This window comes from Bradyrhizobium sp. MOS003, assembly GCF_003020125.1.
Taxonomy (GTDB): domain Bacteria; phylum Pseudomonadota; class Alphaproteobacteria; order Rhizobiales; family Xanthobacteraceae; genus Bradyrhizobium.
This window is the reverse complement of the sequence record NZ_PYFW01000016.1, coordinates 21,267-47,223: the sequence shown is the minus strand read 5'-3', so window position 1 is coordinate 47,223 and position 25,957 is coordinate 21,267. Positions and strand designations below refer to the sequence as shown.

Annotated in this window: 22 protein-coding genes; 18 read left to right on the top strand and 4 right to left on the bottom strand. The window is 65.5% G+C overall.

The features are described from left to right. The first annotated feature begins 166 nt into the window (after positions 1 to 166). The 10 genes from C7G42_RS33735 (at position 167) to C7G42_RS33690 (ending at position 10,533) form a co-directional block, all read left to right on the top strand. Entirely contained in the window at positions 167 to 2,614 is a 2,448-nt protein-coding gene (locus C7G42_RS33735) for an adenylate/guanylate cyclase domain-containing protein (protein ID WP_106953137.1), read from the top strand. Positions 2,615 to 2,838: 224 nt separating this feature from the next. Next, the gene (locus tag C7G42_RS33730) at positions 2,839 to 3,705 is read left to right on the top strand and encodes a hypothetical protein (protein WP_106953136.1); all 867 of its coding nucleotides are present in this window, start codon (positions 2,839 to 2,841) and stop codon (positions 3,703 to 3,705) included. Positions 3,706 to 3,829: 124 nt separating this feature from the next. Continuing rightward, a complete protein-coding gene (locus tag C7G42_RS33725) occupies positions 3,830 to 4,537 on the top strand; it encodes a GntR family transcriptional regulator (protein ID WP_245428143.1) in 708 nt (235 codons plus the stop codon). Positions 4,538 to 4,585: 48 nt separating this feature from the next. Continuing rightward, positions 4,586 to 5,551, top strand: coding sequence for an ABC transporter substrate-binding protein (locus C7G42_RS33720; RefSeq protein ID WP_106953134.1), 966 nt, complete (start codon positions 4,586 to 4,588; stop codon positions 5,549 to 5,551). A 2-nt stretch (positions 5,552 to 5,553) separates the two neighbouring features. Then, on the top strand, positions 5,554 to 6,309 hold the full coding sequence (locus C7G42_RS33715; protein WP_106953133.1) for an ABC transporter permease: 756 nt from the start codon (positions 5,554 to 5,556) through the stop codon (positions 6,307 to 6,309). After that, complete coding sequence (locus tag C7G42_RS33710) at positions 6,288 to 7,094, top strand: ABC transporter ATP-binding protein (RefSeq protein WP_245428141.1); 807 nt, start codon at positions 6,288 to 6,290, stop codon at positions 7,092 to 7,094. Before C7G42_RS33715 ends, C7G42_RS33710 begins: the two co-directional genes overlap by 22 nt. A gap of 7 nt (positions 7,095 to 7,101) precedes the next feature. Next, on the top strand, positions 7,102 to 7,911 hold the full coding sequence (locus tag C7G42_RS33705) for an ABC transporter permease (protein ID WP_106953131.1): 810 nt from the start codon (positions 7,102 to 7,104) through the stop codon (positions 7,909 to 7,911). Positions 7,912 to 7,920: 9 nt separating this feature from the next. Then, a complete protein-coding gene (locus tag C7G42_RS33700; protein ID WP_106953130.1) occupies positions 7,921 to 8,580 on the top strand; it encodes a polysaccharide deacetylase family protein in 660 nt (219 codons plus the stop codon). 3 nt (positions 8,581 to 8,583) lie between these two features. After that, entirely contained in the window at positions 8,584 to 9,453 is an 870-nt protein-coding gene (locus C7G42_RS33695; RefSeq protein WP_106953129.1) for a fumarylacetoacetate hydrolase family protein, read from the top strand. Positions 9,454 to 9,489: 36 nt separating this feature from the next. Further along, a complete protein-coding gene (locus C7G42_RS33690; RefSeq protein ID WP_199581276.1) occupies positions 9,490 to 10,533 on the top strand; it encodes a uroporphyrinogen decarboxylase family protein in 1,044 nt (347 codons plus the stop codon). A gap of 25 nt (positions 10,534 to 10,558) precedes the next feature. Here C7G42_RS33690 and C7G42_RS33685 read toward each other — a convergent pair whose 3' ends face one another. Together C7G42_RS33685 and C7G42_RS33680 are read right to left on the bottom strand one after the other, a co-directional pair. After that, positions 10,559 to 11,827 carry a Spy/CpxP family protein refolding chaperone gene (locus C7G42_RS33685; protein ID WP_106953158.1) on the bottom strand — a complete coding sequence of 423 codons (1,269 nt, stop codon included), beginning with the start codon at positions 11,825 to 11,827 and terminating at the stop codon, positions 10,559 to 10,561. Between the two features lie 195 nt (positions 11,828 to 12,022). Then, a complete protein-coding gene (locus C7G42_RS33680) occupies positions 12,023 to 13,129 on the bottom strand; it encodes a LysM peptidoglycan-binding domain-containing protein (RefSeq protein ID WP_106953128.1) in 1,107 nt (368 codons plus the stop codon). Positions 13,130 to 13,312: 183 nt separating this feature from the next. Between C7G42_RS33680 and C7G42_RS33675 the strand changes: the two genes are divergently transcribed. From C7G42_RS33675 to C7G42_RS36210, 6 genes are all read left to right on the top strand, one after another. Continuing rightward, positions 13,313 to 14,005 (top strand): hypothetical protein, encoded by a 693-nt coding sequence (locus C7G42_RS33675; RefSeq protein ID WP_106953127.1) that lies wholly within the window; start codon positions 13,313 to 13,315, stop codon positions 14,003 to 14,005. 242 nt (positions 14,006 to 14,247) lie between these two features. Continuing rightward, positions 14,248 to 16,911 (top strand): bifunctional diguanylate cyclase/phosphodiesterase, encoded by a 2,664-nt coding sequence (locus C7G42_RS33670; protein ID WP_106953126.1) that lies wholly within the window; start codon positions 14,248 to 14,250, stop codon positions 16,909 to 16,911. 160 nt (positions 16,912 to 17,071) lie between these two features. Beyond that, the gene (locus tag C7G42_RS33665; protein WP_349627541.1) at positions 17,072 to 17,449 is read left to right on the top strand and encodes a bleomycin resistance protein; all 378 of its coding nucleotides are present in this window, start codon (positions 17,072 to 17,074) and stop codon (positions 17,447 to 17,449) included. 459 nt (positions 17,450 to 17,908) lie between these two features. Continuing rightward, positions 17,909 to 18,481, top strand: a complete 573-nt coding sequence (locus C7G42_RS33660) for a hypothetical protein (RefSeq protein WP_106953124.1) — start codon at positions 17,909 to 17,911, stop codon at positions 18,479 to 18,481. A gap of 900 nt (positions 18,482 to 19,381) precedes the next feature. Continuing rightward, the gene (locus C7G42_RS33655; RefSeq protein WP_106953123.1) at positions 19,382 to 20,509 is read left to right on the top strand and encodes a lactonase family protein; all 1,128 of its coding nucleotides are present in this window, start codon (positions 19,382 to 19,384) and stop codon (positions 20,507 to 20,509) included. 109 nt (positions 20,510 to 20,618) lie between these two features. Beyond that, positions 20,619 to 20,750: a hypothetical protein gene (locus C7G42_RS36210; protein ID WP_283809878.1), complete on the top strand. Its 132-nt coding sequence runs from the start codon at positions 20,619 to 20,621 to the stop codon at positions 20,748 to 20,750. Between the two features lie 8 nt (positions 20,751 to 20,758). Here the strand turns inward: C7G42_RS36210 and C7G42_RS33645 are convergent, their stop codons facing one another. Continuing rightward, positions 20,759 to 21,370, bottom strand: a complete 612-nt coding sequence (locus tag C7G42_RS33645; RefSeq protein WP_106953122.1) for a PAS domain-containing protein — start codon at positions 21,368 to 21,370, stop codon at positions 20,759 to 20,761. 289 nt (positions 21,371 to 21,659) lie between these two features. Between C7G42_RS33645 and C7G42_RS33640 the strand changes: the two genes are divergently transcribed. Further along, positions 21,660 to 22,547 (top strand): efflux RND transporter periplasmic adaptor subunit, encoded by an 888-nt coding sequence (locus C7G42_RS33640; RefSeq protein ID WP_199581275.1) that lies wholly within the window; start codon positions 21,660 to 21,662, stop codon positions 22,545 to 22,547. Positions 22,548 to 22,747: 200 nt separating this feature from the next. Here the strand turns inward: C7G42_RS33640 and C7G42_RS33635 are convergent, their stop codons facing one another. Then, on the bottom strand, positions 22,748 to 23,596 hold the full coding sequence (locus C7G42_RS33635) for a caspase family protein (protein ID WP_106953120.1): 849 nt from the start codon (positions 23,594 to 23,596) through the stop codon (positions 22,748 to 22,750). 429 nt (positions 23,597 to 24,025) lie between these two features. Here C7G42_RS33635 and C7G42_RS33630 point away from each other — a divergent pair, with 429 nt between their 5' ends. Beyond that, positions 24,026 to 25,753 (top strand): hypothetical protein, encoded by a 1,728-nt coding sequence (locus C7G42_RS33630; RefSeq protein ID WP_106953119.1) that lies wholly within the window; start codon positions 24,026 to 24,028, stop codon positions 25,751 to 25,753. The last annotated feature ends 204 nt before the right edge of the window (positions 25,754 to 25,957 follow it).

Here is a 25,957-nt window from a genome sequence, read left to right as displayed (position 1 = left end):
CTTCCGGCTTCCTCCGAACGGAGGAGGCAGGGGCAATCCGTCCCTTTTTACCTGCCATAGCGTCCCACGGCGAGTAACCACGCCGGCTGCTCGGCGGTCCTTTGGCCCGAATTGTGATAGAAGGACCCCGCAGCGCCGGCGTCGATGGCGGCGCGAGAGGATCGGGATGTCAGGAGCGAACGACAAGACACGGTTTCTGCGCGAGGGCCTGTTCGCCAAATACGTCGTCTCCCTCGTCGGCCTCGTCGTGTTCGTGCTCGCCGTCAACGGCGCGATGGAGACCTGGATCTCCTACCGCGCCACAAGAACGCAGCTGACCGACGGCCTCGAGGACAAGGCGCAAGCCGCCGCCCGGCGGATCGAGCAGTCGATCTCCGAACTCGACCGCCAGATCAGCTGGGTGACGCGGGCGAGCCAGGACACGCTCGAAAAGCGCCGCGCCGACTATGCCTCGCTGCTGCACCAGGTCGCGGTCGTCAACCAGCTGTTCCAGCTCAACGGCGAGGGCCGCGAGGTGCTGCGCGTCTCGCGCCAGTCGACCACGACCGGCAGCAATGCCGACCTCTCCCGCGACATGCGCTTCACCGACACGGTCGCCCGCGGCGTCAGCTATGCGCCGGCCTGGTTCGCCGACGGGACGCCGCTGATGTCGATCTCGGTGGCGCATTCCGGCTTCAATGCCGGCGTCACCGTGGCCGAGATCGATCTCGGCTTCCTCTCCGAGTATTTGTCAGATGCGCAGGTCGGCAAGGCGGCCTTTGCCTATGTCGTCGATCCCCGCGGCCGCGTGCTGGCGACGTCGTCGAAGGGACCCGAAATCGGCAAGGATTTGTCGAAGCTGCCGCAGGTCGCGGCCGCGATCGCGCCCGGCCATGAGGGCGACAGTTCGGGCACCGACTTCAACGGCCAATCGGTGATGAGCGCCGCCAGCACCGTGCCGAAGCTCGGCTGGAGCGTGCTGTTCGAGCAGCCGACCACGCAGGCCCTGATGCCGATCCGCGACCAGCTGGTGCGCATCGCGCTGCTGATCGGGATGGGGCTGATGGTCGCGATCCTCGCCGGCACGCTGCTCGCGCGCCGCATGATCATCCCGATCACGGCCCTGCGCGACGGCGCGCACAGGCTCGGCGAAGGCGACTTCAGCCACCGCATCGAGGTGAAGACCTCGGACGAGCTGGAAGATCTCGCCGGCCAGTTCAACCGCATGGCCGACCAGATCCAGGAGACCTATTCGAACCTGGAGACCAAGGTCGAGGAGCGCACGCGCGATCTGGCGCAGTCGATCAACGAACTGAAGGTGCTGGAGGAAGTCGGCCGCGCCGTCGCCTCCTCCCTCGATCTCAACGCCGTGCTGCCGACGATCGCCGCGCGCGCGATCGAGATCACCCATGCCGACGCCGTGCTGATCTACGGCTTCGATGCCGAGACGCGCCGCTTCAACCTGGTCGAGGCCGGCGGCATCGACAGATCAGCCGACGGCGCCCACGTCACCATCGACCAAGGCGAGAACATCCTCAGCGATGCCGCTAGAAACGGCGAGCCGATCGCGCTTGCCGACATCGACCTGGCCAGCGAGCAGCCGTTGCGCGAGGCCGCGATCGCGGCCGGCTTCCACTCGGTGCTGGTCGTTCCGCTGGTCGACCAGCAGGGCACGCTCGGCGCGCTGGTCGTGCTGCGGCGCGCGAGCGGCGAGTTCGCCGACAGCATCATCGGCCTGATGCGCACCTTCGCCAACCAGGCCGTGCTGGCGATGCGCAACGCGCGGCTGTTCACCGAAGTCGACCACAAGAGCCACGCGCTGGAAACCGCAAACGAGACCGTGCGCGCCCAGGCCGACAAGCTGCAGACGCAGACCGAGCAATTGAAGGACTGGAACAAGTCGCTGGAGGAGCGTGTCAAGACCCAGCTCGGCGAGATCGAGCGCATCCGCAAGCTCGAGCGTTTCCTGGCGCCGCAGGTGGCGCAGCTGATCGCCTCATCCGACAGCCCGGAAGGATTGCTCACCAGCCAGCGCCGCGAGGTCACCGTGGTGTTCTGCGATCTGCGCGGCTTCACCGCGTTCACGGAAGCGACCGAGCCGGAAGAGGCGATGAACGTGCTGCGCGAATATCACGCAGCACTCGGCAAGCTGATCTTCAAATACGAGGGCACGCTCGACAAATATGCTGGCGATGGCGTGATGATCCTGTTCAACGCGCCGATCCAGTTCGAGGACCACACCCAGCGCGCCGTGAAGATGGCGGTGGAGATGCGCGAGACCATCGGCCCCCTGACCGAGCGCTGGCGCAACCGCGGACACAGCCTCGGCTTCGGCATCGGCATCGCGGTCGGCTATGCCACGCTCGGCCAGGTCGGCTTCGAGCAGCGGCTGGAATATGCCGCGATCGGCAGCGTCACCAACCTCGCCTCGCGCCTGTGCGGCGAAGCCAAGCCCAACCAGATCGTGGTCAGCCGCCGCGTCTACGGCATCGTCGAGCCCTGGGTCGAGGCCGCCGCGCTCGACGATCTCCAGCTCAAGGGGTTCAATCACCCCGTGCTAGCGATGGAGATCCTGAGCTGGCGCGAGGAAGTCGAGACCATGGTGGATGCGTCGGTGGCGCGGCGGCGCGGATAGCTGCTGGCAAAAAACGCGAAAACAACCCCATGCACAGTAGACGGGGCCTGCAAGATCAACGAGTTACAACGGGCCTTTGGACGCTCGCTTGCACGGCTGTTTGACACGTCGGGCAAAACACCGAGGGAGCGCTTTACTTCGCCTCCCCGCCCGAACCCGATCTCCGCTCTCCGCGACTAACTCTCGCCTCAACGGCGAGGCAACGATCCGTACGGAGACCACCCGTGGCGTTTGCCTTGCCTTCGCATGCTTATGATCTGCAGATGCTCGACCGTCCCGTCGATCGTGCGCGCGACCAGGGCTGGGTCTATGGCCTGCCGCCGGGCATTGCGAGCGAGCAATGGCCGCTCGATCCGGTCACCGGTTATCCGCTGATGCATGGCTTCACGCTGCTGCTGCCGGAGGATTATCGCGTGCATGGCGAGGACATCGTCGCGTTGTCGTTCTTTGCCACCGCGCCCGATCACAATGACGGCGGCGCGCCTGATGATCCTGAAGTGCGCGAGGCGGTGATGGCTCGACCTTCCCATCCGCGGCTGTCGCGCATGACGGACATTCTCGACTACGGATATGCCGCGCTGCTGCTGATGCGCGCGGAATATGAAGGTCCGTTCGCGACACCGCCGGCGCCGCTTGCGCTGGCGACGGCGGAGCGGCCGCGCTGGCTCGATGTCGGCGGCGCCTGCGCCTTCTTCGAGGCGGCGCCCCCTTTTGCCAGGAAGATGCTCGGCGCATCGCCACGCGCCGATCTCGGCGAGACCCGCGCGATCGGCATGACGCCGCGCGCCTGCGATCCCAACGCCGGCAAGGGTCCGCAGGACGAGCACACGCGCGACAAACCGCCGACCGGCTATCAGCCTTATTACTATTATGAAGGCGACAAGCCCGGCCGCGATAATTTCCGCCTGCATGATTGGGCGAAGGATCACGCGCCCAACCATCTCGGCGGAACCATGCGGCCATGCCAGGCCGTGCCGGAGATGAGCCCGTTCTACATCGAATTCGAGGAATATTTCGGCGGCTACAATTTCGGCGGCGGCAACGCGCAGCTCGATTTCAAGGAGATGAAGTTCGACTGGGCCTGCGGGTGATCGCTTCGAGCGTGCGGCTCCCACCAGCGCTCAACCAGAACTGTAGAAAATCGAAAATCGATTTTCTGTTGACCGCGCGGCGACGCCTTGCGATCATCGGCCCATGGGTCCGCTTCAATTCGATATGTCCGGGAGCCCGGGCGACGGTCCGCGCAGCCTGACCTCGGCGCTGCACGAGCGGTTGCGCGCCGATATCCTGGCCGCGCGGCTGCTGCCGGCGCAGAAGCTGCATATCGCAGGCCTCGCCAAGCAGTTTTCGGTGAGCCTTGCCGCGGTCCGCGAAGCGCTGTCGCGCCTCGTCGCCGACGGCCTGGTGCAGGCCTCGGACCAGCGCGGCTTTCGCGTCAGCCCGGTGTCGCTGGCCGATCTCGCCGACGTGACGCAGACGCGGATCGACATCGAGGGGCTTGCGCTGCGGCGCTCGATCGAGCGCGGCGACGATGCCTGGCTCGCATCGGTGAAATCGACCTGGTCGGCCCTGAAAGCCGTGCCCTATCACTATCCCGACGATCCCACGGCGCATTACGAGGAATGGGTGATCCGTCACCGCATTTTCCACCGTGCGCTGGTCAATGCCTGCGGCTCGCCATGGCTGCTCGGCTTCCGCGACGTGCTGCACGAGCAGAGCGAGCGATATCGCCGCCTGTCGATCCGCCGCGAGCCCGGCGTCAAGCCGCGTGACGTCGAGGCCGAGCACGAAGCGATCGTCGCCGCCGTGACGAAGCGCGATGCCGATGCGGCAGTTCGCGCCTTGTCAAAGCATTTCGGCACCACCAAGGAGTTCGTCGAGCTCGCCGCCTCGCGCATCGCGGAGGTGAGCCGCACGATTTGACGATCCGGACAAATCCGGCACGCAAAAAACAGACACGGGGAGAAAACAATGAAGATCAATCGACGCCACGCGCTCCTGTCGCTGGTTGCCGCCACACTTCTGGCCGGCCCTGCGAGCGCCGCCGACACCATCCGCGTCGGCCTGCCCACCAAGACATATTGGCCGACGACGATCGCCGAGACGGCGGTGCGGCAGAAGCTGTTCGAGAAGGAAGGCATCCAGGCGGAGCTGACGATCTATCGCAGCGGCGCCGAGACCTTCGAGGGCATGGCAGCGGGCGCTGCCGACATCATCCTCGATCCGCCGTCGCTGGTCTCCGCGGGACGCAAGAAGGGCGTGATGTCGCGCATCGTCGCCAACGCCGCGATGGGCAATTTCGGCTGGCAGCTGATGGTGCCGACCAAATCGACGCTCGAGGTCAAGGATCTCAACGGCAAGAAGGTGGCGATCACCGCGGCCGGCTCGGGCTCGGACCTGCTAGCGCTGTGGACCCTCCAGGACAAGAAGATCGACTTCACGCGCGTTCCGGTCGGCGGCGGCGGCCTGGTGCCGAACCTGCTCGCCGGCAATGTCGAGGCCGCCGTGGTCTATTCGCCGCTGAGCTTCCAGATCTCGAAATCCGGCGAAGCCAAGTCCATCCTCGACTATTCGACCGCGGTGCCGCCGAACCTCACGGCGGGCTGGATCGTGCTCGACAAGCTCGCGGAGGCGAAGCCCCAGCTGGTGCAGAAGGCCGTGAACGCGCTGTACGGCGCGGTCGCCTTCATGCGCGCCAACCGCGACGTCACCGTCAAGCTGATCGCCGAGCTCTACGAAATGCCGCCGGAGATCGCAGCCCTCGAATACGACAACACCATCATGAAGCTCGAGACCAGCGGCGACATGGGCGCGGCCAACGTGAATGCCGCCGTGCAGCTCTCGCTCGATCTCGCCAAGCTCGGTGGCCTCAAGGACATCGTGCCGGTCGAGGACGTGATCTCGACCAAGTTCAAGCCTGTCCCGACCAAGCCGTAACGATGCAGGGCTCGCTTGCCGTCAACCTCGCTCGGATCGCGATCATCCTCGCGGTCCTGGCGCTATGGGAGGTGCTGTCGCGCACCGGCATCGTCAATCCCCGCCTGCTGCCGTCGGCGTCCGACACGTTCGCGACGCTCGGCGATCTCCTGCAGCGCGCCGCGGTGCAGAAGGATCTGATGGTCACCGCGACCGAAGTGCTCACGGCGTTCGCGCTGGCCGTGCCGTTCGGCGCCCTGATCGGCTTTTTGGTCGCGGAGAACCGCTACTTCGCGGATGTCGCCAAGCCGCTGCTGTTCTTCGCCTTCAGCATCCCGAAATCGATCTTCCTGCCGATGTTCATCCTGGTGTTCGGCGTCGGCTTTGCCCAAAAGGTCGGCTTCGGCTTCTTCTCCACGATCTTCATCGTGATCATGTCGACCACGACGGCGGTGGAATCGGTCAAGGTCGAGCATCTCACGGTGGCGCGCTCCTATGGCGCCACGCCGTGGCAGACCGCGCTCCGCGTCTATCTGCCGAGCATGCTGCCGGTGCTGCTGGAAGCGTTGCGGATCTCCATGATCTTCAACCTCACCGGCGTGATCCTCGCCGAGATGTATGCCTCGCGCGACGGCATCGGCCATCAGATCGCGACCTGGGGCGAGAATTTCCAGATGAAGCAGCTCCTCGCCGGCGTCGTGATGGTCGCCGCGATCGCCATGACTTTCAACGAACTTGTCAGATGGGTGGAAACGCGATGCAGCCATTGGCGAACGTGACCCAATTGAAGCCCGCCGCGCGCGCCGGCGCGATCGAGGTGAAGAATGTCGGCCAGGTGTTCAAGACCCGGTCGCAGGACGTCGTCGCGCTGGAGGACGTCTCGCTCGAGGTCAAGCCCGGCCGCTTCGTCGTGCTGGTCGGCCCCAGCGGCTGCGGCAAGTCCACGCTGCTGATGATGATGGCGGGCCTGCGCCAGCAGACCGCGGGCACCATCACCATCAGCGGCGCGCCGATCCTGCAGCCAGACCCTGATAGAGTGGGCGTGGTGTTCCAGGAGGCGAGCCTGTTTCCGTGGCTGACGGCCGAGGACAATGTCGAGTTTCCGCTGGCGCTGCGCGGCGTGCCGAAGGCCGAGCGGCGCGCCAAGGCGCAGGATGCGCTCAAGCTGGTCGGGCTGGACGGTTTCGGCAGGCGCCATCCGCACGAGCTTTCCGGCGGCATGAAGCAGCGCGTCTCGATCGCGCGCGGGCTGGTGCAGGATCCACCGGTGCTGCTGATGGACGAGCCGTTCGCCGCACTCGACGAGCAGACGCGCATGACCATGGGCGACGAGCTGCTGCGGATCTGGGCGGCGACCGGCAAGACCGTCGTGTTCGTCACGCACAGCCTGACCGAAGCGGTCTATCTCGCCGACGAGGTGATCGTGATGTCGGCGCGGCCCGGCCGCATCGTCGATCATCTCCAGGTCCAGCTGCCGCGGCCCCGCACCTACGAGATGCTGAGCGGCGATGCGTTCGGAACCTTGCGCGACCGCATCTGGCGCCACATCCGCAAATCGGCGTGACACGATCATGAGTGCCAGGATAAGCGCAAAGACGCTGCGATATCTGATCGTGATCGGGTTGATCGCGCTGTGGGAAGGGCTGCCGCGTGCCGGGCTGATTCCCGAGCTGTTCCTGCCCTCGCTGTCGTCCACGCTGATCGCCGGATGGACCGACGCGGGCGAATACGGTCATGCGCTCGCGGTCACGCTCTACGAGGTCGTGGTCTCCATGGCCTTCGCCTGCGGCGGCGGCATCCTGCTCGGCGCCATCGTCGGCAGCCTGCCGCGGCCGCGAATCCTGATCATGCCGATGGTGTCGAGCCTGTATGCGGTGCCATTGGTGATCCTCTATCCCGTCTTCACCGTGTGGCTCGGCATCGGCTCGGAGTCCAAGATCGCGTTCGCATCGATCTACGGCTTCCTGCCGACCATGCTCGCGACCGCTGCCGGCATCCAGACCATCGACCCGCAGCTGCTGCTCGCCGCCCGCAGCATGGGCGCGACGTTGAGCCAGCGGCTGGTCCGCGTCATCATCCCGGCTGCGATCCCGACGGTGCTGTCGGGCCTGCGCGTCGGCGGCGCGCTTGTCATCGTCGGCGTCGTCGTCTCGGAGATGCTGATCTCCTCGGCCGGCATCGGCTATCTCATTTCGCGCTACCGCACCATCCTCGACAGCCCGCACGTGTTTGCGGGCGTGCTGCTGGTGCTGTTCCTCGCCATCGGCTTCAACGCCGTGATCCGCTGGATCGAGGGCAAGGCGGCGATCTGGCAGACCGGCACCCGCACCGGCCAGGCCAATGACGAGATCGCGGTGAACGCGATGCAGCCGGCGACCTGAGGTAGCTGCGTGTACGACCTGACCCTGACATTCGACAACGGCCCTGATCCCGATGTGACGCCGCGCGTGCTCGATATTCTGGCCGCGCGCGGAATCAAGACTACCTTCTTCGTCATCGGCGAGAAGCTGGCCGACCCCGCGCGTCGCGCGCTTGCGGAGCGCGCGCATGGCGAGGGACACTGGATCGGCAATCACACTTTTACGCACAGCATTCCGCTTGGCGAGCAATCCGCGCCCGACACCGCGGAAAACGAGATCGGCCGCACGCAAACTGAGATCGGCGATCTCGCGCATCCCAATCGCTGGTTCCGGCCGTTCGGTGGCGGCGGCAATCTGGACCAGCGGCTGCTCAAGCCGTCCGTTGTCGATCATCTCACCCGCAACAAACACAGCTGCGTGCTCTGGAATTCCATTCCACGCGACTGGGCCGATCCCGACGGCTGGACCGAGCGCGCGCTCGACCAATGCAGACGGCAGCCCTGGACGCTGATGGTGCTGCACGATCTGCCGACCGGCGCGATGGCTCATCTCGATCGCTTTCTCGACTCAGCCGAAGCAGCCGGCGCCCGCCTCCGCCAGGACTTCCCGCCCGCCTGCGTTCCGATCCGCAACGGCGAGATCGCGCTTCCCATCAACGACTATGTTTCCTCCATCGAAGAGAGTGTTTGACCCATGAAAGTCGCAAGCTTCACCATCTCTGGCACGGCGAGCTACGGCATCGTCACCGACAAGGGTGTCGTCGACGCCGGCAAGCGCCTCAAGGCCACTCCGACGCTGAAGGCGCTGCTGGCGAAGGGCTCGCTCGACGAATTGAAGAAACTCGCCGGCGAGACACCCGACTACGCGCTTGCGGACGTTGCGCTGCTTCCGACGGTGCCTGATCCCGACAAGATATTCTGCATCGGCGTCAATTACGCCACGCATCTGGCCGAGAGCGGCCATCCGACGCCGGCGCATCCGATGATCTTCACCCGCTTCGCCAACAGCCAGGTCGGCCATGGCCAGCCGATGATCCGGCCGCTGGAATCCGAGCGTTTCGACTATGAAGGCGAGATGGCCGTCATCATCGGCAAGGCCGGCCGCCGCATCTCGCGTGAAGCCGCGCTCGGCCATGTCGCCGGCTACGCCTGCTACAATGACGGCAGCATCCGCGACTGGCAGCGCCACACCTCGCAATTCGCGCCGGGCAAGAACTTTGCCGGCACCGGCGGCTTCGGGCCGTGGATGGTCACCACCGACGAGCTGACCGACGTCACCCAGCAGACGCTGATCACCCGGCTCAACGGCGTCGAGGTGCAGAAGGCGCCGATCTCCGATCTCGTCTTCGACGTACAGGCCCTGATCGCCTATTGCTCGACCTTCACCGAGCTGGTGCCCGGCGACGTGATCGTGACCGGCACGACCGGCGGCGTCGGAGCCTATCGCACGCCGCCACTGTGGATGAAGGGCGGCGACACCGTCGAGATCGAGATCTCCGGCATCGGCATCCTCAGTAATCCCGTCAAGGACGAAGGTTCAGTCGCGGCAACGCGCGCCGCATGAACTCTCGCGTTCAAAAACAATAAGAAGGAGAACCCCATGCCCATGCCAACGCACATCCTGCCGACCACCGTGGTCGGCAGCTATCCGCAGCCGGAATGGCTGGTGAATCGCGCCATGCTGTCGAAGGTGGTGCCGCGCACCCGGCTGCACGACATGTGGCGGTTGCCGGCGGAGCATCTGGAGGAAGCCCAGGACGATGCCACCATCGTCGCGATCCGCGACATGGAACGCGCCGGCATCGACATCGTGACGGACGGCGAGATTCGCCGCGAGAGCTATTCCAATCGCTTCGCCACCGCGCTCGACGGCATCGACGGCGACAATCCCGCGATGATCGTGGCCCGCACCGGCAATACGCAGACGCCGGTGCCACGCGTCGTCGGCCCGGTGAAACGCAAGGGCACGGTCGAGCTGCACGACATGCAGTTCCTGCGCAAGAACACGGAGCGTGCGGCGAAAATCACCCTGCCCGGCCCGTTCACGATGAGCCAGCAGGCCAAGAACGAATACTACAAGGACGAGGAAGAGCTGGCGATGGCGCTCGCCGAAGCGGTCAATGCCGAGGCGCTCGATCTGCAAAAGGCCGGCGCCGACGTGATCCAGCTCGACGAGCCCTGGGTGCGCAACAATCCGGAGCTCGCCAAGCGCTATGCGGTCAAGGCGATCAACCGCGCGCTGCAAGGCATCACGGTGCCGACCGTGGTTCATCTCTGCTTCGGCTACGCCGCCGTGGTGCCCGGCTCGAACAAGCCGGCCGGCTATTCCTTCCTGGCCGAGCTCGACGACACCATCGCCGACCAGATCTCGATCGAGGCGGCGCAGCCGAAGATCGACCTCGGCGTGCTCAGGGATTTGTCGTCGAAGAAGATCATGCTCGGCGTGCTCGACCTCGCGGACCCCGCAATCGAGAGCGTCGACACTGTTGCTGATCGCATCCGAAACGGCCTCAAGCACGTGTCGCCCGATCGCCTGATCGCCGCGCCCGATTGCGGCATGAAATACATGCCGCGCGCGACGGCGTTCGGAAAGCTGAAGGCGATGTGTGATGCGGCGGCGAAGGTCAGGCGGGAGATCGGCTGACCGATATCGCGGGGCGTTCCGTCTCTCACGCTCCCCGCTTCGGCCCGATCGCCTCGAAGCCGGCCTTCTGCTCGTCGCTGAGGTCGGCCTCGAAATCGTCGAGCGCGTCAGTGACGCCGTTCACCGCTTGCAGCATCGTCTGCAGCCGCGCTTTCACGGCGGTGAGGCGGGCCTGCGGTGTCTCCGGCGTCTGTGACGGACAGGCGCTGAGCGTTTGCATGGTGCGCAGGGCGGTGTCCTGGAGCACTTCGAAGCGGGCGCGGGCGGTGTCGTCGAGGCGGAGCGTGGTGGCGATGTCGTTCGCGGGCCATTGCTGCTGCACCAGCTGCTCATACTGACGCTGAAGCTTTTCGTCATAGCGGGGATCGCTGTCGGCATCGCAGGCGCTGGAAGCCTTCGCGTCCTTGCGCTGCATGGCCACGAGAGCGGCGCGGCGGCCCTTGCCGAGCGCTTCGAATTTCGCCTTCTGATCGTCGTCGAGCAGACCTGTGAATTTCGCCAGCGGCGGCGCGACCGCGTCGGTAGCCTTGATCATGGCCTCGAGCCGCTCGCGCATCAGGCCGAGGCGGTCCGTGGCCGTGACAGGCGCCTGCGATGGACAGGCCGCGCGAATGGTGTCGCGCGCAGCATTCCAGGCGGATGCGAGCTCGTCGAGCGCGGAGCGCTGCAGTTCGTTCGGCTGGATAGCGCTCGCGATGCGTTCGACCGGCAAGCCGCCGGTGTCGCTGGCGTCGCAGAGGGTTTCCGAGGCCGGGATTCTCCGCGCACGCCGGCCAGGCGGCGCAGCGTAGGCCGCGAGCTCGGTCGCCGCATAGGGCGCGAAGATCGCGGCATAGATGTCGCCATAGCCGTAGAGCGAGAGGCTGGTCGCATCGCCGAAGACGACGGCCGAGGTGAGGTCGTCATGCGCGAACGGCCAGAACACCGGGCCGACCCAGCCGTAGCTGCCGTCGGGATGGCGCCACCAGCCCTGCGGGCGGCGACCGCCCTGCCAGCCCGCGAGCGCAGCCTGCGCCGTGAGTGCCGCACGCACGACGTAGGGGTTGGATAGCGGGGCGCGCTCGGCGCCGCGCGGATCTTGTGACCTCAATGCAGCGGAGCGGTATCGGCTGCCCCGCACCGCCATGCGGGAATGGCGCAGGCGCGACATGCCGAGCACATGGCCGACGGCGAAGCGCGCGACGCCAAGCGGACCGCCGCGCAGTCCGAATTGCGCCTCGGCTCTCGCAGGCAACAGCACCGCCGCGATCAGGATCGTCGCGCCGGTCAGCGCCAATCCCATGCGTCCCGACATGACCGCTGACCTGACCAATTCGGCCTCCTCCCAGCTGCCCACGCGCGCATTGCGCCGCATCGGGATGACTCGCGAGGGAACCGATCGTTCCGAAAGGACACAGGGCAAAGCGTCGCGGGCGTCTGGAATGATCGCCGCAGCGAAGCTCTCTCAAACGCGGCGGGCCTGCAGGAAGACGGGAAGGAAAGACGCGCCTCACTCCGCCTTTTGCGGCATCACGAAGGTCTGGCCGGGATAGATCAGATTGGGATTGTGGATCTTGTCGCGGTTGGCCTTGAAGATCACAGCGTAGCGGGAGCCGTCGCCATAGGCGAGCCGGCTGAGTGCCCACAAGCTGTCACCGCGGGAGATCACCCGGCTGCCCGTCTCCGCGGGCGCGGCGTTGAGGATTTCCGCGGGCGAGGCCGAGGCAACCGTCGTCGCCGCGGGTGCCCGCGCCATCACCCGGGGTTTCGGCGCGCCGACCAACCTCGGCCGGGCCGCGGACCTGTCGGAGGCCGAGGCGAGATGCGGCGCGGACGACGGCAGGGACGCCACGACATCCGATTTGTCGTCCGGCTTCTCGGCCTGCTTCGGCTCTTGCCTTGCAACGGGTGACGGGCGCGCGGGCGGCGGCGCCGCCTCGGCGATGGTCACCGGCATGGTCCGGCCCGACTGCGTGACCGTGCCATCCGGCGCCCTCGCCCGCAGCGTCAATTCATAGGAGCCGGCGGGAAGCTGCGGTGGAGTCATCACGAACTGACCCGAGGCGTCCGCGACCACCGTATCGAGCGGCTTGCCGTCGCGCAGCAACTCGACCTTCGCACCCGGTACAGCCCGGCCCGCAATGACCGCCGCCTCGCCGTGATCGTCGACGCGGGCGACGTCGAAACGGGGGCCGGTGTCCGCGACCGCCGCCGGCGGCTTGGCCGGCGCGAGGTCGGGCAGCGCCGCGACCTGTTTCTGGATCTCGGCCAGCGCGCCTGGCTCGGGCTTGGTCTCGGACTTGGTCTCGGGTTTGGGCTCGGGCGCCGGGACCGCCGCCGGCGCGGATGCAGGCGCAGGCGGCGTAACGGCGGCCAGCTTCGGCTGGTCCGGCTTGGGCTCTTGCGGCTTGGGCTCTTCCGGCTTCGACTTCGATTCCGGCTTCAGGTCAGCCTTGAGGTCAGCCTTGGCCTCGACCTTGGCCTCTGGCTTGGCGGCGACGACGGTCTTGGTCCCGTCCGGCAGCAGGCGTCGCAGCTCGGTCGGACCGATCACCAGCACCGTGCCGACCAGTGCGAGCAGGCAAAGAGCAATGAAGGCCTTGGATGCGGTCATCATCGGAAAAGAACCTTGGGTGGCAAATCAACAGTGGCCGGCAAAGTGCGCCGATTTGGCTGCGGCAGCAAGACGGTCGATGGGATGATAGCCCCGCCCTGGCGCCTATCGAGGATGAACCGGCACCACGGCGCCGGCGTCAAATCATGCGAGGCCGCATCGCGGCATTCTTTAGGAAATTTTCCTGTGACCGCATTTCGCCGTCCTGCCTGGTGGCTGGCGCTTGCCCTGACGCTCGCCGGCCCTGCCCTTGCGGCCTCCGGCCCGCCACCCGGCTTCGTCCTCTCCGAAGATGCCGAACTCGGCTTCACCTCGCCCGACGGTGCCACCAAGCTCGAGCAGTACATGAAGGACAGTGAAGACCTTTTCGAGGTCAAATGGCAGGTCTGGGCGCGACGCGGCGACCAGATGACGGAGTTGAAACCCGAGCAGGGCTACGGCGCCGGCTTCCGCTTCACCAGCGACTCGCAATGGCTGGTGCGAATGCAGAAGACCGGCTCCGGCGAGCAGGATCTGTTTCTCTATCACGTCGAGAACGGCGCCTTCGCCAGCGCGACGAAGCAATCACTCAGCGATCTCGCCTGGGCCTATTTCCACAGTCGTCCCGACACCAGGAAGATGAAGCTCGACTACCACATCTCGGCCAATCTGGTGAAAGGTACCGAAACCGCCTATCGCTGGCTCGGCGTCGACTGGCCTGACAACCGCTATTTGCTGATCTCGCTGTCAGGCGAAATGGACAAGCATCCGAGGGACGTCGCAGTGAAGGGGCTGGCCGACTGGAAATGCCGCTATGACCTCAAGACCGGCCAGTTCGACGTCCCCAAGAAGTTCGCCAAGAGCAATGCGGAAGCGCTGAACTGGGAGATCAAGCGGTGAAAACGGCGCCGCGATCGTCCATGTCCCGGGCTTGTCCGCGCATCCGCATTCTTGTGCCGCGACGAAGGACATGGATGGCCGTGACCAAGCCCGGCCATGACGCTGCGGAGGCTTTCGTGTGCCCACGAAACTCCGCACCGGAACCAACCCACTGATTCCACTCCGATTCATGGTTCCCTAACCTTCGCTGGTAACGGGGTCTTGTCGGTTTTGCTGCACCTTGCGTCCCAAGGGAGGGCTGCATGGGCACATCGATCCGATGGACCGCGCGCACGCGCGCGTTGCTCCGTCGCTGGCGGGGAGCGCCGCTGACATGGTTGATCGCCGGCGGCTTCGTGCTGATGGTCGCAATGGCCATCGGCACCGCGCTCACTGTCGACCGCTTCCGGCAGAACGCGATCGAGAGCGGCCGCGACAGCCTTGAAAGCTCCGTGCGCCTGCTGGCCCGGCATTTCGACCGCGAGTTCGAGGATTTCGCGGTGCTGCAGAAGAGCATCATCGCGGAGCTCGAAAGCCGCGGCATCGAATCCGCAGATGTATTCCGCAGCGAGATGGGCACGCTTGCCGTGCACGAGGTGCTGCGCGCAAAGGCGAGCGGCTGGACCGACGTCGCCGGCGCAAATCTGTTCGACTCCAGGGGCGTGCTGATCAACTCGTCGCGGCGCTGGCCGGTTGCCGATATCTCGGTCGCCGACCGCGGCTACTTCAACCGCCTCAGGAACGATCCTGCCGTGCAGGAAGAGGTGGAGGTCGTCCCCGGGCGGTTCGGCGGCGGACCGGCGATCGTATTCGCCCGGCGGGTGTCCGGCCCGCATGGCGAGTTCCTTGGACTGGTCTCCCGCGCGGTCACGCCCGACCAACTCGAATCCTTCTTTGCCTCGACCGGACTCGGCGAGGAATCCTCGATCGCGATGCACCACCAGAATGGCCAATTGCTGGCGCGCGTTCCGCGCGTCGATGCGATGATCGGCCAGAACTTTCGCAAGGGCACGCCGGAGCAGATGGCGGTGTTCGACCGCACCTTCGTCACGTTGCAGCTTGCAAGTCCGGTAGACGGCAAGGACCGCATCGTCGCCTCGCGCATGTTGACCGGCGAGCCGCTGGTCGTGGTCGCCACCAAGTCGCTCGATGCGACGCTCGCCACATGGCGTACGCAGACGAAATTCTTCGTCACGGTCGCCGTGCTCTCGATCGGCCTGCTGGTGCTGACGCTGTTCCTGATCTTCCGCCAGGTCACGCACCGGCTCTCGCTGGAAAAGCAGCGGCTCGACACAGCGATGAACACGATGACGCAAGGGCTCCTGATGTTCGATCAGGACGAACGGCTGATCGTCTGCAACCGGCGCTACATCGAGATGTACGGCCTGTCTGCCGAGGTGGTGAAGCCCGGTGCCGATTTCCGCGACGTAATTCGGCACCGCCATGACACCGGCTCGTTCCACGGCGACGTCGAGGCCTATTGCGACGACATCCTGAGCCATGTCGGACGCACTCAGAGCTCCATCGTCGAGACCGCAGACGGCCGCCTGATCGAGATCAAGAATGAGCCCAGCGCCGCCGGCGGCTGGCTTGCAACCCATGACGACGTCACCGCGCGCATCCGCGCCGACGAGCGCATCGCGCATATGGCGCATTACGACGCGCTGACCGACCTGCCCAATCGCGTGCTGCTGCGCGGCCATCTGGAACGGCGCGTCGCCGAGCTCAGCCAGGGCAAGCCGTTCGCCATCCTCTATATCGACGTCGACGAGTTCAAGGGCGTCAACGATTCGCTGGGACATGAGGTCGGCGACGAATTGCTGCGGCAGGTGGCGAACCGCCTGCGCGCCTGCGTCAGCGGCAACGATCTCGTCGCGCGGCTCGGCGGCGACGAGTTCGCCATCGTCACGGCTGCGACCTGCGATCCGGCCGAGCTGTCGGCGCTGGCGGAAGATATCCTCAAGGCGTTGCGTGCGCCGGTGGATTGCAAGGGCCAGGACATCCCGACCGATGCCAGCATCGGCATCGCGATCGCACCCGATCACGGCGACAATCTCGACGATTTGCTCAAGCGCGCCGATCTCGCGATGTATGCGGCGAAGTCGGAGGGACGCCGCACCTACCGCATCTTCGCGCCCGAATACGACGCCAAGGCGCGACTGCGCCGCCAGCTCGAGCTCGATCTGCGCCAGGCGCTGGCTCGCGGCGAGTTCGAGGTGCATTACCAGCCGCTGGTCGATCTCGCGGCCAATGTCGTCACCGGCTGCGAAGCGCTGCTGCGCTGGCGCCATCCCGAGCGCGGCATGGTCTCGCCCGCCGACTTCATACCGGTGGCGGAAGAGACCGGACTGATCGCGGAGATCGGCGAATGGGTGCTGAAGGAGGCCTGCCATGAAGCCGCTTCCTGGCCCGGCCAGATCCACATCGCCGTCAACGTCTCGCCGGTGCAGTTCCGCTCGCGGACGCTTGCGCTCAAGGTCGCCGCCGCGCTCGCGGAGTCGGGACTCGCGCCCGGGCGGCTCGAGCTCGAGATCACCGAGACCGTGCTGATCCGCGACGACGAAGAGGCGCTGACGATCCTGCAGCAATTGCGCGAGCTCGGCGTGCGCATCGCGCTCGACGATTTCGGCACCGGCTACTCCTCCCTGAGCTATCTGCACCGATTTCCGTTCGACAAGATCAAGATCGACCGCAGCTTCATCAGCGACATCGGCGAACCCGAGGATTCCTCACCGATCGTGCAGGCCGTGGTGCACATGGCCGCCGCGCGCCACATGGCGACGACCGCCGAGGGCGTCGAGACCGAAGCCCAGCGCGAGGTGCTGCGCAAGCTCGGATGCAGCCAGATGCAGGGCTGGCTGTTCAGCCCGGCCGTGCCGGCGGCGAAGCTGAAGCTGTTGCTGGCCGCGCAGGCGGCGGCGGCTTAACGCCGGCGAGTCGTTCGTGTGCTTCGAGCCGTCAGCGGTCGCAAAGAATCCGTGTTAGATAGCCCCTCGCGAGAAGAGCGGGGAGGACTGCCGAGCCATGGGAATAACGGTGGATAGATTACCTGCTGGCGGCTTCGCTCGGCTTGTACCGGAGCTCGACGTGTTTGACCTGGAACGCAGCAAGACTTTCTGGTGCGATATACTTGGCTTCCGGATTGCCTATCAAAGACCTGAGAATCTCTTCGTGTACATCGAGCTGCAGGGGGCGCAGGTCATGCTGAACCAGAGAAATGGCAACTGGGAAACCGGGGCTCTAGAGTCACCGCTGGGGCGCGGTATCAATTTTCAAATCTTCGTCGACTCTGTTGCTCCTCTCCTCGATGCACTGAAGCAGCACGAATGGGCACTCGTCCGAGAGTGTCACGACGCATGGTATCGGATCGCCGGTGAGGAGCGCGGCAACAGGCAATTCCTGGTGCAGGATCCAGACGGCTACCTCCTTCGTTTTGCGGAAGACTTGGGAGCGAGAACCGGGTGAAACCAGCCTTTCGCGCCGCTCAACGTAAAGACTCGCCGCACGTACGACGGGTCGGCTAAGCCCCCGTTAACGGACCTGGCAGCGGACAGCGGCAACTTCGCCTGCGGTTCAGGAGCAGGCTCAGTTTCCGCAAGCGAACGGCGGTCGGGTTAGCCAATCGTCATTCTGCGCCTCCCCGTAGCCAGGCAACTCGGCAAAGCGTCTTACGCGACGTGATGCGATTTCAAACGAGAGCCGCGGAAAGCCTTCCCTGAGTCCTCCATGAGGCGACGCGCGATGCAGGCATGCACCGCTTCGCGAACGCGCCATTTTCCATCGCGATGTTGTGCCGTCCTCATTCCATCGGAGGAGGCCGCCGCCGCTTGTGTGAGCAGCGTCACGGATGGGCGCGTCAGGCCCGGCTATCACTCAGCCCACGGCAACAATCTGCGGCAAACAAAACCAACAAACAGGTGGACCATGACGAAGACAGCGATGATCACGAAGATGGCGGCGACGATCGTGTTGATGAGCGTTGCGGCAGGCGTCACGAGCAACGCCGCGCAGGCCGGCTGGGGCCCGAACGGACAGTATGGCAATGCACCCCAGAGCCGCCCTCAAATTGGTCCCCACTTCGGTGGATATGGCGGGAACGGCGGCCAGCGTCCCGTCGTCGTGGTTCCCGGTCCGCGGCCGATGCCGCCTCAGGTCGTCGTCTATCCCCGCCCCGCGCCGCCCCCGGTCTATGTGCCGTCCCCGGTCGTCGTCAGGCCGGTGCCGGTTGTCATCAACCGGCCGGTGTATGTCCCGACCGCACCGGTGGTGAAGGAGAGGATCATCGTTCAGCGTCCCGCGACTGTGGTTGACAGTACGCCGGCGCCCGCCCTGGCGGCGGCCCCCGCTCCGGTCGTCAACAACAATTGCAATTGCCTCGTGAAGGAATACCCGCAGCCCGGCGTCGTGGTGTTCAAGGATATCTGCTCTAAGGAGAGCGCCACTTACACCAACTTGCCGCAGCAGACCTCGCAGGCCGTGCTGCCGCCGACCCAGTAATTCCCGAGCGCTCGATCTCGACGACGACGAACGCGGCAAGACTTCTTGCCGCGTTCGATCTACTCGGCTTCAGGGCTTTCTGCCGGCCACGCGGCTCTGCCCTATTCCTGAAATCTGCTGGATCCGACTACCGACGCGATGGGCCAATTGCAGACGCTAAACGTCTGCCTGCATGACGTAAGCCGAGACCTCACTGCGAGGTCGGGCCGTTCACACCTACCGCCTGTCGGCCTGCACTTCGACGAATTCGGAATCGGGATGGCTGACGATGGTGGCGAACATGATGCCGCTGATGATCAGCGACCAGGCGGTGTTCCAATAAATCCAAAACACGAGCCAGCCTCCATTTCCATTTCTCAGGCCTGCGGGACCGGGGTAACGGCAAAGCGATGTGCCCGTTCCCCAATACGAGGCGCGGCACGACCGCGCGGCAAGAGGCTATTTTGGTTTGGTCGGCGGCGGGGGGCGATCGGTTTGGCCGGTGTGACGCTTTGCCACGACGTCCTCGTCACGCTCGCCTTCGCGCGGGCGAGGCGGCGACTCGGGCTGGCCGGCTTGTCCGCCATGCTTGCCGCCCATGTCGGGCTTGCCTTCAAGATCGTTTTCACGGGGCATACCGGTTCAATGCGCTCGCGCGGCATTGGTTCGCAGCCGCATCGGCTGTTTTCGCCCCGGTCTACGGATTCACGGGATCGCGCTCCTTTGCAGTGCGGGATGTCCGGCGCGCGCCAGCGCGGCGCAACGCATCTGTCCTCCGGCTCGACGGCGCGTCAGCCGTCCCGGTGCGACCGATACGATTTCGGCATCGATCGATCCCAATTGGAATTTGGTCCGGCGGCGCGCCGCCCGCTATCCTCCTGCAAAACGAGGAGGCCGCGACGGCCCGCGAGGAGGAGCCCCATGTTGAGTCCGACCCGACGACGCATCGCATCCGAAGCGCCACGCGCTGTGATCGCCACCACCCTCACCTTCCTCGCCCTCATTTCTGGAGTCCGCGCCGGCATGGCCGAGACCTTCGCCTATGTCGGCAACGCCGACAGCAACGACATCAGCGTGTTCAAGATGGATGACAGCGGCGAAATGATTGCCGTGCAGACCGCCGCCTTCAAGGACGTCGACAAGCCCGGCTCTTCGACACCGCTCGCGATCACGCCGGACCACCGCGTGCTGATTGCCGGCGTCCGCTCGCAGCCCTATCTCGCGGTGAGCTTTGCGATCGATCCCAAAACGGGCCAGCTCAGTCCCATCGGCAACGGACCGCTCGCCGACAGCATGGCGAACATCGCCGTCGACCGGAGCGGAAAATTCCTGCTCAGCGCCTCCTATGGCGGCAACAAGGTCGCACTGAATCCGCTTTCCGCCGATGGCGTCGCCGGCGAGCCGAAGCAGGTGATCCCGACCGGGCTGAACGCCCACGCCTTCCTACCCTCGCCCGACAACCGCTTCGCATTCGCGACCAATCTCGGCTCGGACCAGGTGCTGGCCTTCGCGTTCGATGCCACGGCCGGCACGCTGACGCCGAACGATCCGCCGGCCCACAAGGTGCCGGAGAAATCCGGGCCGCGGCACTTCGTATTCCACCCCAATGGCAAGTTCGTCTATCTCGTCCACGAGCTGAACGGCGACGTCGCCGCGTTCACCTATGAGGCGAGGAGCGGCGCGTGGGACGAGATCCAGCGCACCACCGCGCTGCCGGAAGGCTTTACTGGTAAACCCTGGGCCGCCGACATCCACATCACCCTGGACGGTCGCTTCCTGTACGCCTCCGAGCGCACCACCAACACGCTCACCGCCTACAAGGTCGACGGATCAAGCGGAAAGCTGACCACGATCGGCAGCGTGCCGACCGAGAAGCAGCCGCGCGGCTTCCACATCGATCCCTCGGGACGCTACCTCGCCGCGGTCGGCGAGCTCTCCGACAGCATGACGGTCTATGCGATCGACCAGAGTAGCGGCGCGCTGGCCAGGCTGAAATCCTACCCCACCGGCAAGAAGCCGAACTGGGTGGAGTTCCTGAAACTGCCGTGACGGGCGCCGCCGCCGACCTACGTAAACATCCGTAATTTCCGACGTCGCGACTTGTCGTCATATGTCGGTCATGGACCGTCATATCGTCTTCAGGTGCCCGCAAACCGGGATGAACGTGCAGCATCGGCTCAGCGAAGAGCCGGGCGACCGCACGCATGTGTCGGTGTCCTGTCCGGCCTGCACGCGCCTGCATTTGATCGATCGGGCCAGCGGCAAGCTGCTGGGTGATCGCGGCCGCTGACTGGCGTTTTACCGCCGCATCGCGACCTGCGCCGTGACGTCCTCGACGTGGTGCAGCAGGTAAACCAGATGGCCCGTGCTGTCGTGGATCGGCGAGTTGATCGGTTGCCAATGACGCTCGACGAAGGTGCCGGCGGGATCCCGGATGTCGTAGCGCTGGATTGCCATGGCATGCGCCCGCCCGGTTTCGCCGACGATCCTCAAGCTCGCGTAGAGATTGCTGACGCCATCGGCCAGAGGATCGTCTGGATTGTCAGGGAATATCTCGAACAGCGAGCGGCCGACGATGTGGGCCCGCTCGGTGAAGGTCGCCGCTGCATAGGCATCATTGACGTCGACGATCAGCAGGCCCGGTCCCGGGTCCAGCAGCATGTAAGGATGCGGTGAGGCATCGAATTCGGGCTGGAATTGTTGCCCGATCGCGTGGGCGTCAGCATGCCGCCGCCGCCGCTGTTCGAGCGGCGTCGTATCGGCCCCTGATGCCGCCGAGTTCAGCAGCGCCAACTGGCGCCTCGCCGACGCCAGCAGCGCGCGCACGGTGCTCTGCACCGTCGGGTCGGCGGCTTCGTTGAGCAGCCGCTCGAAATGAACGATATTCTGCTCGCAAACAAACCGTTGCATCTCGCCACGACCAAGGGTTGTGCGACCGCGATGCCGCGTCATCCTGATCCTAGTTCCATACAGGCGGCCCGGCCAGATGAGAAGATCGTGAGCTGCGGCACTTTGGGAGTAGAGCTGGCCGCGGTGCGCTGCGAGAGAAAGGCGAACCTGTTCTCCAATCGCGCGACTAATCAAAGACTTGCTGCGACGGCCTGAGATGGTGTGGCCTTCCTTTCTGGGGCAACGCTGCCATAGTCCGCAGTCCTGCCATCTGCTATCGATTGGAGGCATAGCCCCCGTGGAATTTCCGATGCGTCTTTTGCCCCGCGCCGTTGCTCGAAGCCTGTGTCCCGCCGCCATCGCCGGTATGGTCATCCTCGGTCCCTCTCCGGCCGGAGCCGATGAAGACGCGCCCAAGGGGCCGGCGGTCACGGTGCTGAAGGTCGCAAAATCCTGCTTCTCCGACATCGTCGAGGCCACCGGCACGATCATCGCGCGGGAGGAGACGTCGGTGCGGCCCGAACGTCCGGGCCTGAAGGTTACCGAGGTGCTGGCGGAAGCTGGCGACACCACCACCGCCGGCCAGGTGCTGGCGCGGCTGGCGCTTCCCGAGGGTGGCACGCTGCAGATCGCCGCGCCGGTGGCGGGCGTGATCGCGACGTCGACCGCCCAGATCGGCAATTTCGCCTCGGCCAAGGGCGAGGCCCTGTTCACGATCGTGGCGCGCAGCGAATACGATCTCATCGGCCTGGTGGCGACCAGCGACATGCGCAAGCTCGCTGTCAATCAGCCGGCAACCGTGCGGATCGCAGGCGCCGGCGACATCGACGGCAAGGTGCGCCGCATCGGCCCGACCGTCGAGCCGAACATCCAGCAGGGCATGGTCTATATCGGCATCTCCTCGCAGAAGCGGCTGCTGCTGAAGGCGAGCGGGCGTGCGCTGATCAAGACCGGGCAGAGCTGCAACGTCGCGGTGCCGCTGACCGCCGTGCAATATTCATCCGCCGGCACCGTGGTGCAGGTGATCCGCCGCAACCGGGTCGAGACCAAGCGTGTCGAGGTCGGATTGATGTCGGGCGGCAATATCGAGGTCCGCGACGGCCTCAACGACGGCGATGTCGTCGTCGCCCGCGCCGGTGCGCTGCTGCGCGAAGGCGACCCGGTGCGCCCGGTGATGGCTGCGGAAGCGGCGAAGTAGGAGCCACAATCGTCATTGCGAGCGAAGCGAAGCAATCCAGAGTCTCTCCGCGGAGAAATTCTGGATTGCTTCGTCGCCAGAGCTCCTCGCAATGACGATGGAGAGGCAGAGCGCCCTAAAAACTCGGCCCCGGCTCAGCGTCGCATCATTGCATGATGCGCCGCGTCCGGGGCACGGGAGATCGCAAATCTGATAAAGAACTAGCCGCCGGCTGCGTCGAAATGGACGTCTTCGAGCAGCGAGGAGGACACCGTCGGGACCTGATCGCCTTCGCTGGCGCGGGAGATGGCGACGCGGGTCTTGTTGAAGACGCTCTCGGCGCTGCCCTTCGCACTGAGGTTGTTCAGGAACTCGCTGACCAGCACGCTGTGCTCCCCCTTGCCGTCGTCGACGACCTTGCCGGGCGAGGCCGAGGACAGGATCAGCGCGTTGTCGGCCGCGTTGATCGGCGCGAGGCCGTGGCTGTAGGAGCGGAAGCGGCGCTCGTAAGGGTTACGGCGGGAGGCGTCGACGACGACGAGCTTGGCCTTGGCGCCCTGCTCCTTCATCATGTCGATCACGCCATCGATCGAGACGCCCTGGCGGCGGACGTCGCTTTCCTTCCAGATTACGGCATCGACCGGGAGCATGTAGCTCTCGCGTCCGGCCTGCACGCCGTAGCCGCCGAAGAACAGCATGACGACGGTGTCGCGCTTGATCCGGGACTTCAGGCGGTTGACGGCGCGGACCATGTCGTCCTTGGTCGCGTCTTCCACCATGTCGACATCGAAACCGTTCTTGCGCAGCGACGAGGACAGCGCGCGGGCGTCGTTGATCGACTGCGTCAGCGGCGCGCTGGCGTCGGGATAATGTCCATTGCCGATGACCAGCGCGAGGCGCGAGGTCTGGCCGATCGAGCCGGTGATCTGGTCGGTGGAGACGGCCTTGGCAGCATCGATCGCGCGCATGTTGAGAGCAGCATGGGCGCCGATCACCAGCGAGACCGTGCCGATCAGGGCAGCAGCCAACGCGATGGTGCGTCGGGAAAGGTCGAGCTGCTTTACATTCATCTCGGTTCGTTCCTGTGCCAAAGACCAGCCAAGCGCGCGCACACTGTTTGAGTAGCGCGATAGCGTCTTTAGGTTTGAGGGATTGGCCGGGGATGTGCCCCCGAATTGCGCGCAATTTGCGGCGCCGCACCAAACAAACCTTTAACCGGATATGGGGTGGCGGGCAATAGATTGCCCAAAATTTGAGCTAAGCCACTGATAATGTTACTTAATTTCTCCGCCAATTTTCTGGATTTTCTGGCTTCTCCGTAGCCTTCCGGGGGCTCATCATGCAGCCCTCATGCCGGCTTTTTCTGTGATTTTCATCACATTTGTATTTCCTGCGAATCCGGGTAGCTTTTTCAACGACTTGCTGGGGGTGGCGCGTGGCTGGAGCGCGCTTGGGGCCCCCGGCCAAGACCCGCCAAAGTGCCCGCGACCAGGTATTTCATGAGCTTCCATTATTTTGCCGGCGCCGCCTGCCGGGCGCTGCTGGCGCCGAAGGACGGCCCCTCGCTTTACGATGTGTGCGATCCCGTATTATCGGGCCGGGCCAGCGGCGATCCGCATCTGGCCAAATTCTACAAGACCGCGCTCGGCAATCCCGCGCTGCGGGTGCTGCTGCGGCGGGCCGGACTGCCCGAGCTGCGCGACGAGGCCAGGCTGACGGCGCTGCGCCAGGCACTGGTGCGCGCCCGCGACGAGTCCGAGCCCGATTGGGCCGCGGTCGGCCAGCCGGTCGCCGACCTCGTCGACAGCATTGCGCTCGACCATCCCAAGCCGCCGCCGGCGATGTTCACGGGCTCGGCGCCGCCCGAGGCGCAGATCGACGGCGTGATCCGCGACTGCGCGCAGCATCTGCTCGGTTCCTACCGCAAGAACGGCTTCCTTCCGACCTACGCCGCCTTCAACCTGATCGGCGATCCGGATTTCCGCGGCCGCGAGCTGATCATGGCGCTCACGGGGCTGAACGCCCGCGGCTACAAGAATTCCTCGCTGCTGTTCAACCTTGCCCGTGTCTTCATCGCGCGCTCGCCCGCGCATGCCGTGGTCAATCCGCCCTGGCGCGGGATCGCCGAGCCGATGTGGGAGCCGGTGCAGATCCGGCACCGCTCGGCCTATTACGATGCGTTCTTCATCGAAGCGCTGCTGAGCTATGGCGAGACCGGGCTCGCCTCGCCGGCCGACAAGATCGCGGCCGAGCGGGCCATCGCCGACATGGTGGATTTCTGCGTCAACACCAGCCGCGAGGAGGTCGAGGGCATCGACGGCGCGCGCTTCAACGTCGTCACCGCGCTGGCGCCGCCGCCGCATCCGCGCTTTTCGCGCTACTTCGCGCAGATCAAGCAGGACCTCGGCTTCGGCATATACGTGCCGGATTGCGACACCACGGCCTGCTCGATCTCGGCCGCGACGCAGGCCGGCTGCACCGATCCGATCATCGATCAGCCGCTGCTGGATTTCTACGCCGGCTACCAGGTGCGTGCCGGCGTCAACGAACCGCGCGTGACCGTGCCGCTCAACGACAATATCGACTACGAGGGCGGCGTCGCGACCTGGATCGACAACCTCAAGGGCGAGCGTCCCTACGGCAACGATCTCGATCCGACGCTCAATCTCGACATTCTCGAGGTGAGCTTCCGCAATTTGGCGCGCTGGAAAATCCTGGAGACGCCGGCGCGGCTCGCCACCGTGCACCGTATCATCGGCTTCCAGAAGCGGCTGGCGGCGAGCGGTGCCTTCGCCAATCCGCGCTCGCACATCTATTACCTGCCGGAGCTCTACAGCGCCTATTTCGGCCGCTGCTATGCGGCCTTCCTGGCGCTGCCGCTGGCGGCGCAGGCCGCGATCGACCCGAACGGCGATTTCGACTTCATCCGCCATCGCGTGCTGTCCTACGTCAAGGGCGAGCTGATGGCGGCGGAAATGAACGTGTTCGACGCGGCGCTGGCGCTGATCGCGCTCGGCCATCTCGGCGCCGACCCGCGCGCCTTTGCACCGGCGCTGAACGTGATCGTCGGCGCCATCGGCGAGGGCGGCCGCCGCGGACCGTTCCGCGCCTATGAGTGGAACAAGATGAAGACGCCGACGCGGATCTTGGTGGGCGGTTCCGAGGTGACGTCGGCGTTCGTGCTGATGGGGCTGGCATTGGCGAAGCGGGCGATGGCGCGGGGGTGAGATGGTCTCGTGCCCCGGACGCAGCGCAGCGCTTCTTCAGCGGTGCGCTGCCGAGCCGGGGCCCAGGCCGCCAAGAATTGTGTCCGCGAGTTTCTGGGGCCCGGCTCTGCGGAGCGGCGCTGCAAGCAGCACCGCGTCCGGGACACGAGACGAGAGGCCGATGCCGATCAATGACGGGAAGTTGAAAGCCTCTCTGTGAGGCAT

Bases quoted from the DNA above. Each gene is read 5' to 3' on its own strand.
- C7G42_RS33630 (WP_106953119.1), top strand. From the start codon at position 24,026: ATGAGCTTCCATTATTTTGCCGGCGCCGCCTGCCGGGCGCTGCTGGCG.
- C7G42_RS33680 (WP_106953128.1), bottom strand. From the start codon at position 13,129: ATGATGACCGCATCCAAGGCCTTCATTGCTCTTTGCCTGCTCGCACTG.
- C7G42_RS36210 (WP_283809878.1), top strand. From the start codon at position 20,619: ATGAACGTGCAGCATCGGCTCAGCGAAGAGCCGGGCGACCGCACGCAT.
- C7G42_RS33705 (WP_106953131.1), top strand. From the start codon at position 7,102: ATGAGTGCCAGGATAAGCGCAAAGACGCTGCGATATCTGATCGTGATC.
- C7G42_RS33715 (WP_106953133.1), top strand. From the start codon at position 5,554: ATGCAGGGCTCGCTTGCCGTCAACCTCGCTCGGATCGCGATCATCCTC.
- C7G42_RS33640 (WP_199581275.1), top strand. From the start codon at position 21,660: ATGCGTCTTTTGCCCCGCGCCGTTGCTCGAAGCCTGTGTCCCGCCGCC.
- C7G42_RS33635 (WP_106953120.1), bottom strand. From the start codon at position 23,596: ATGAATGTAAAGCAGCTCGACCTTTCCCGACGCACCATCGCGTTGGCT.
- C7G42_RS33690 (WP_199581276.1), top strand. From the start codon at position 9,490: ATGCCCATGCCAACGCACATCCTGCCGACCACCGTGGTCGGCAGCTAT.
- C7G42_RS33645 (WP_106953122.1), bottom strand. From the start codon at position 21,370: ATGCAACGGTTTGTTTGCGAGCAGAATATCGTTCATTTCGAGCGGCTG.
- C7G42_RS33735 (WP_106953137.1), top strand. From the start codon at position 167: ATGTCAGGAGCGAACGACAAGACACGGTTTCTGCGCGAGGGCCTGTTC.
- C7G42_RS33670 (WP_106953126.1), top strand. From the start codon at position 14,248: ATGGGCACATCGATCCGATGGACCGCGCGCACGCGCGCGTTGCTCCGT.
- C7G42_RS33660 (WP_106953124.1), top strand. From the start codon at position 17,909: ATGACGAAGACAGCGATGATCACGAAGATGGCGGCGACGATCGTGTTG.
- C7G42_RS33725 (WP_245428143.1), top strand. From the start codon at position 3,830: ATGTCCGGGAGCCCGGGCGACGGTCCGCGCAGCCTGACCTCGGCGCTG.
- C7G42_RS33710 (WP_245428141.1), top strand. From the start codon at position 6,288: ATGCAGCCATTGGCGAACGTGACCCAATTGAAGCCCGCCGCGCGCGCC.
- C7G42_RS33695 (WP_106953129.1), top strand. From the start codon at position 8,584: ATGAAAGTCGCAAGCTTCACCATCTCTGGCACGGCGAGCTACGGCATC.
- C7G42_RS33685 (WP_106953158.1), bottom strand. From the start codon at position 11,827: ATGTCGGGACGCATGGGATTGGCGCTGACCGGCGCGACGATCCTGATC.
- C7G42_RS33655 (WP_106953123.1), top strand. From the start codon at position 19,382: ATGTTGAGTCCGACCCGACGACGCATCGCATCCGAAGCGCCACGCGCT.
- C7G42_RS33720 (WP_106953134.1), top strand. From the start codon at position 4,586: ATGAAGATCAATCGACGCCACGCGCTCCTGTCGCTGGTTGCCGCCACA.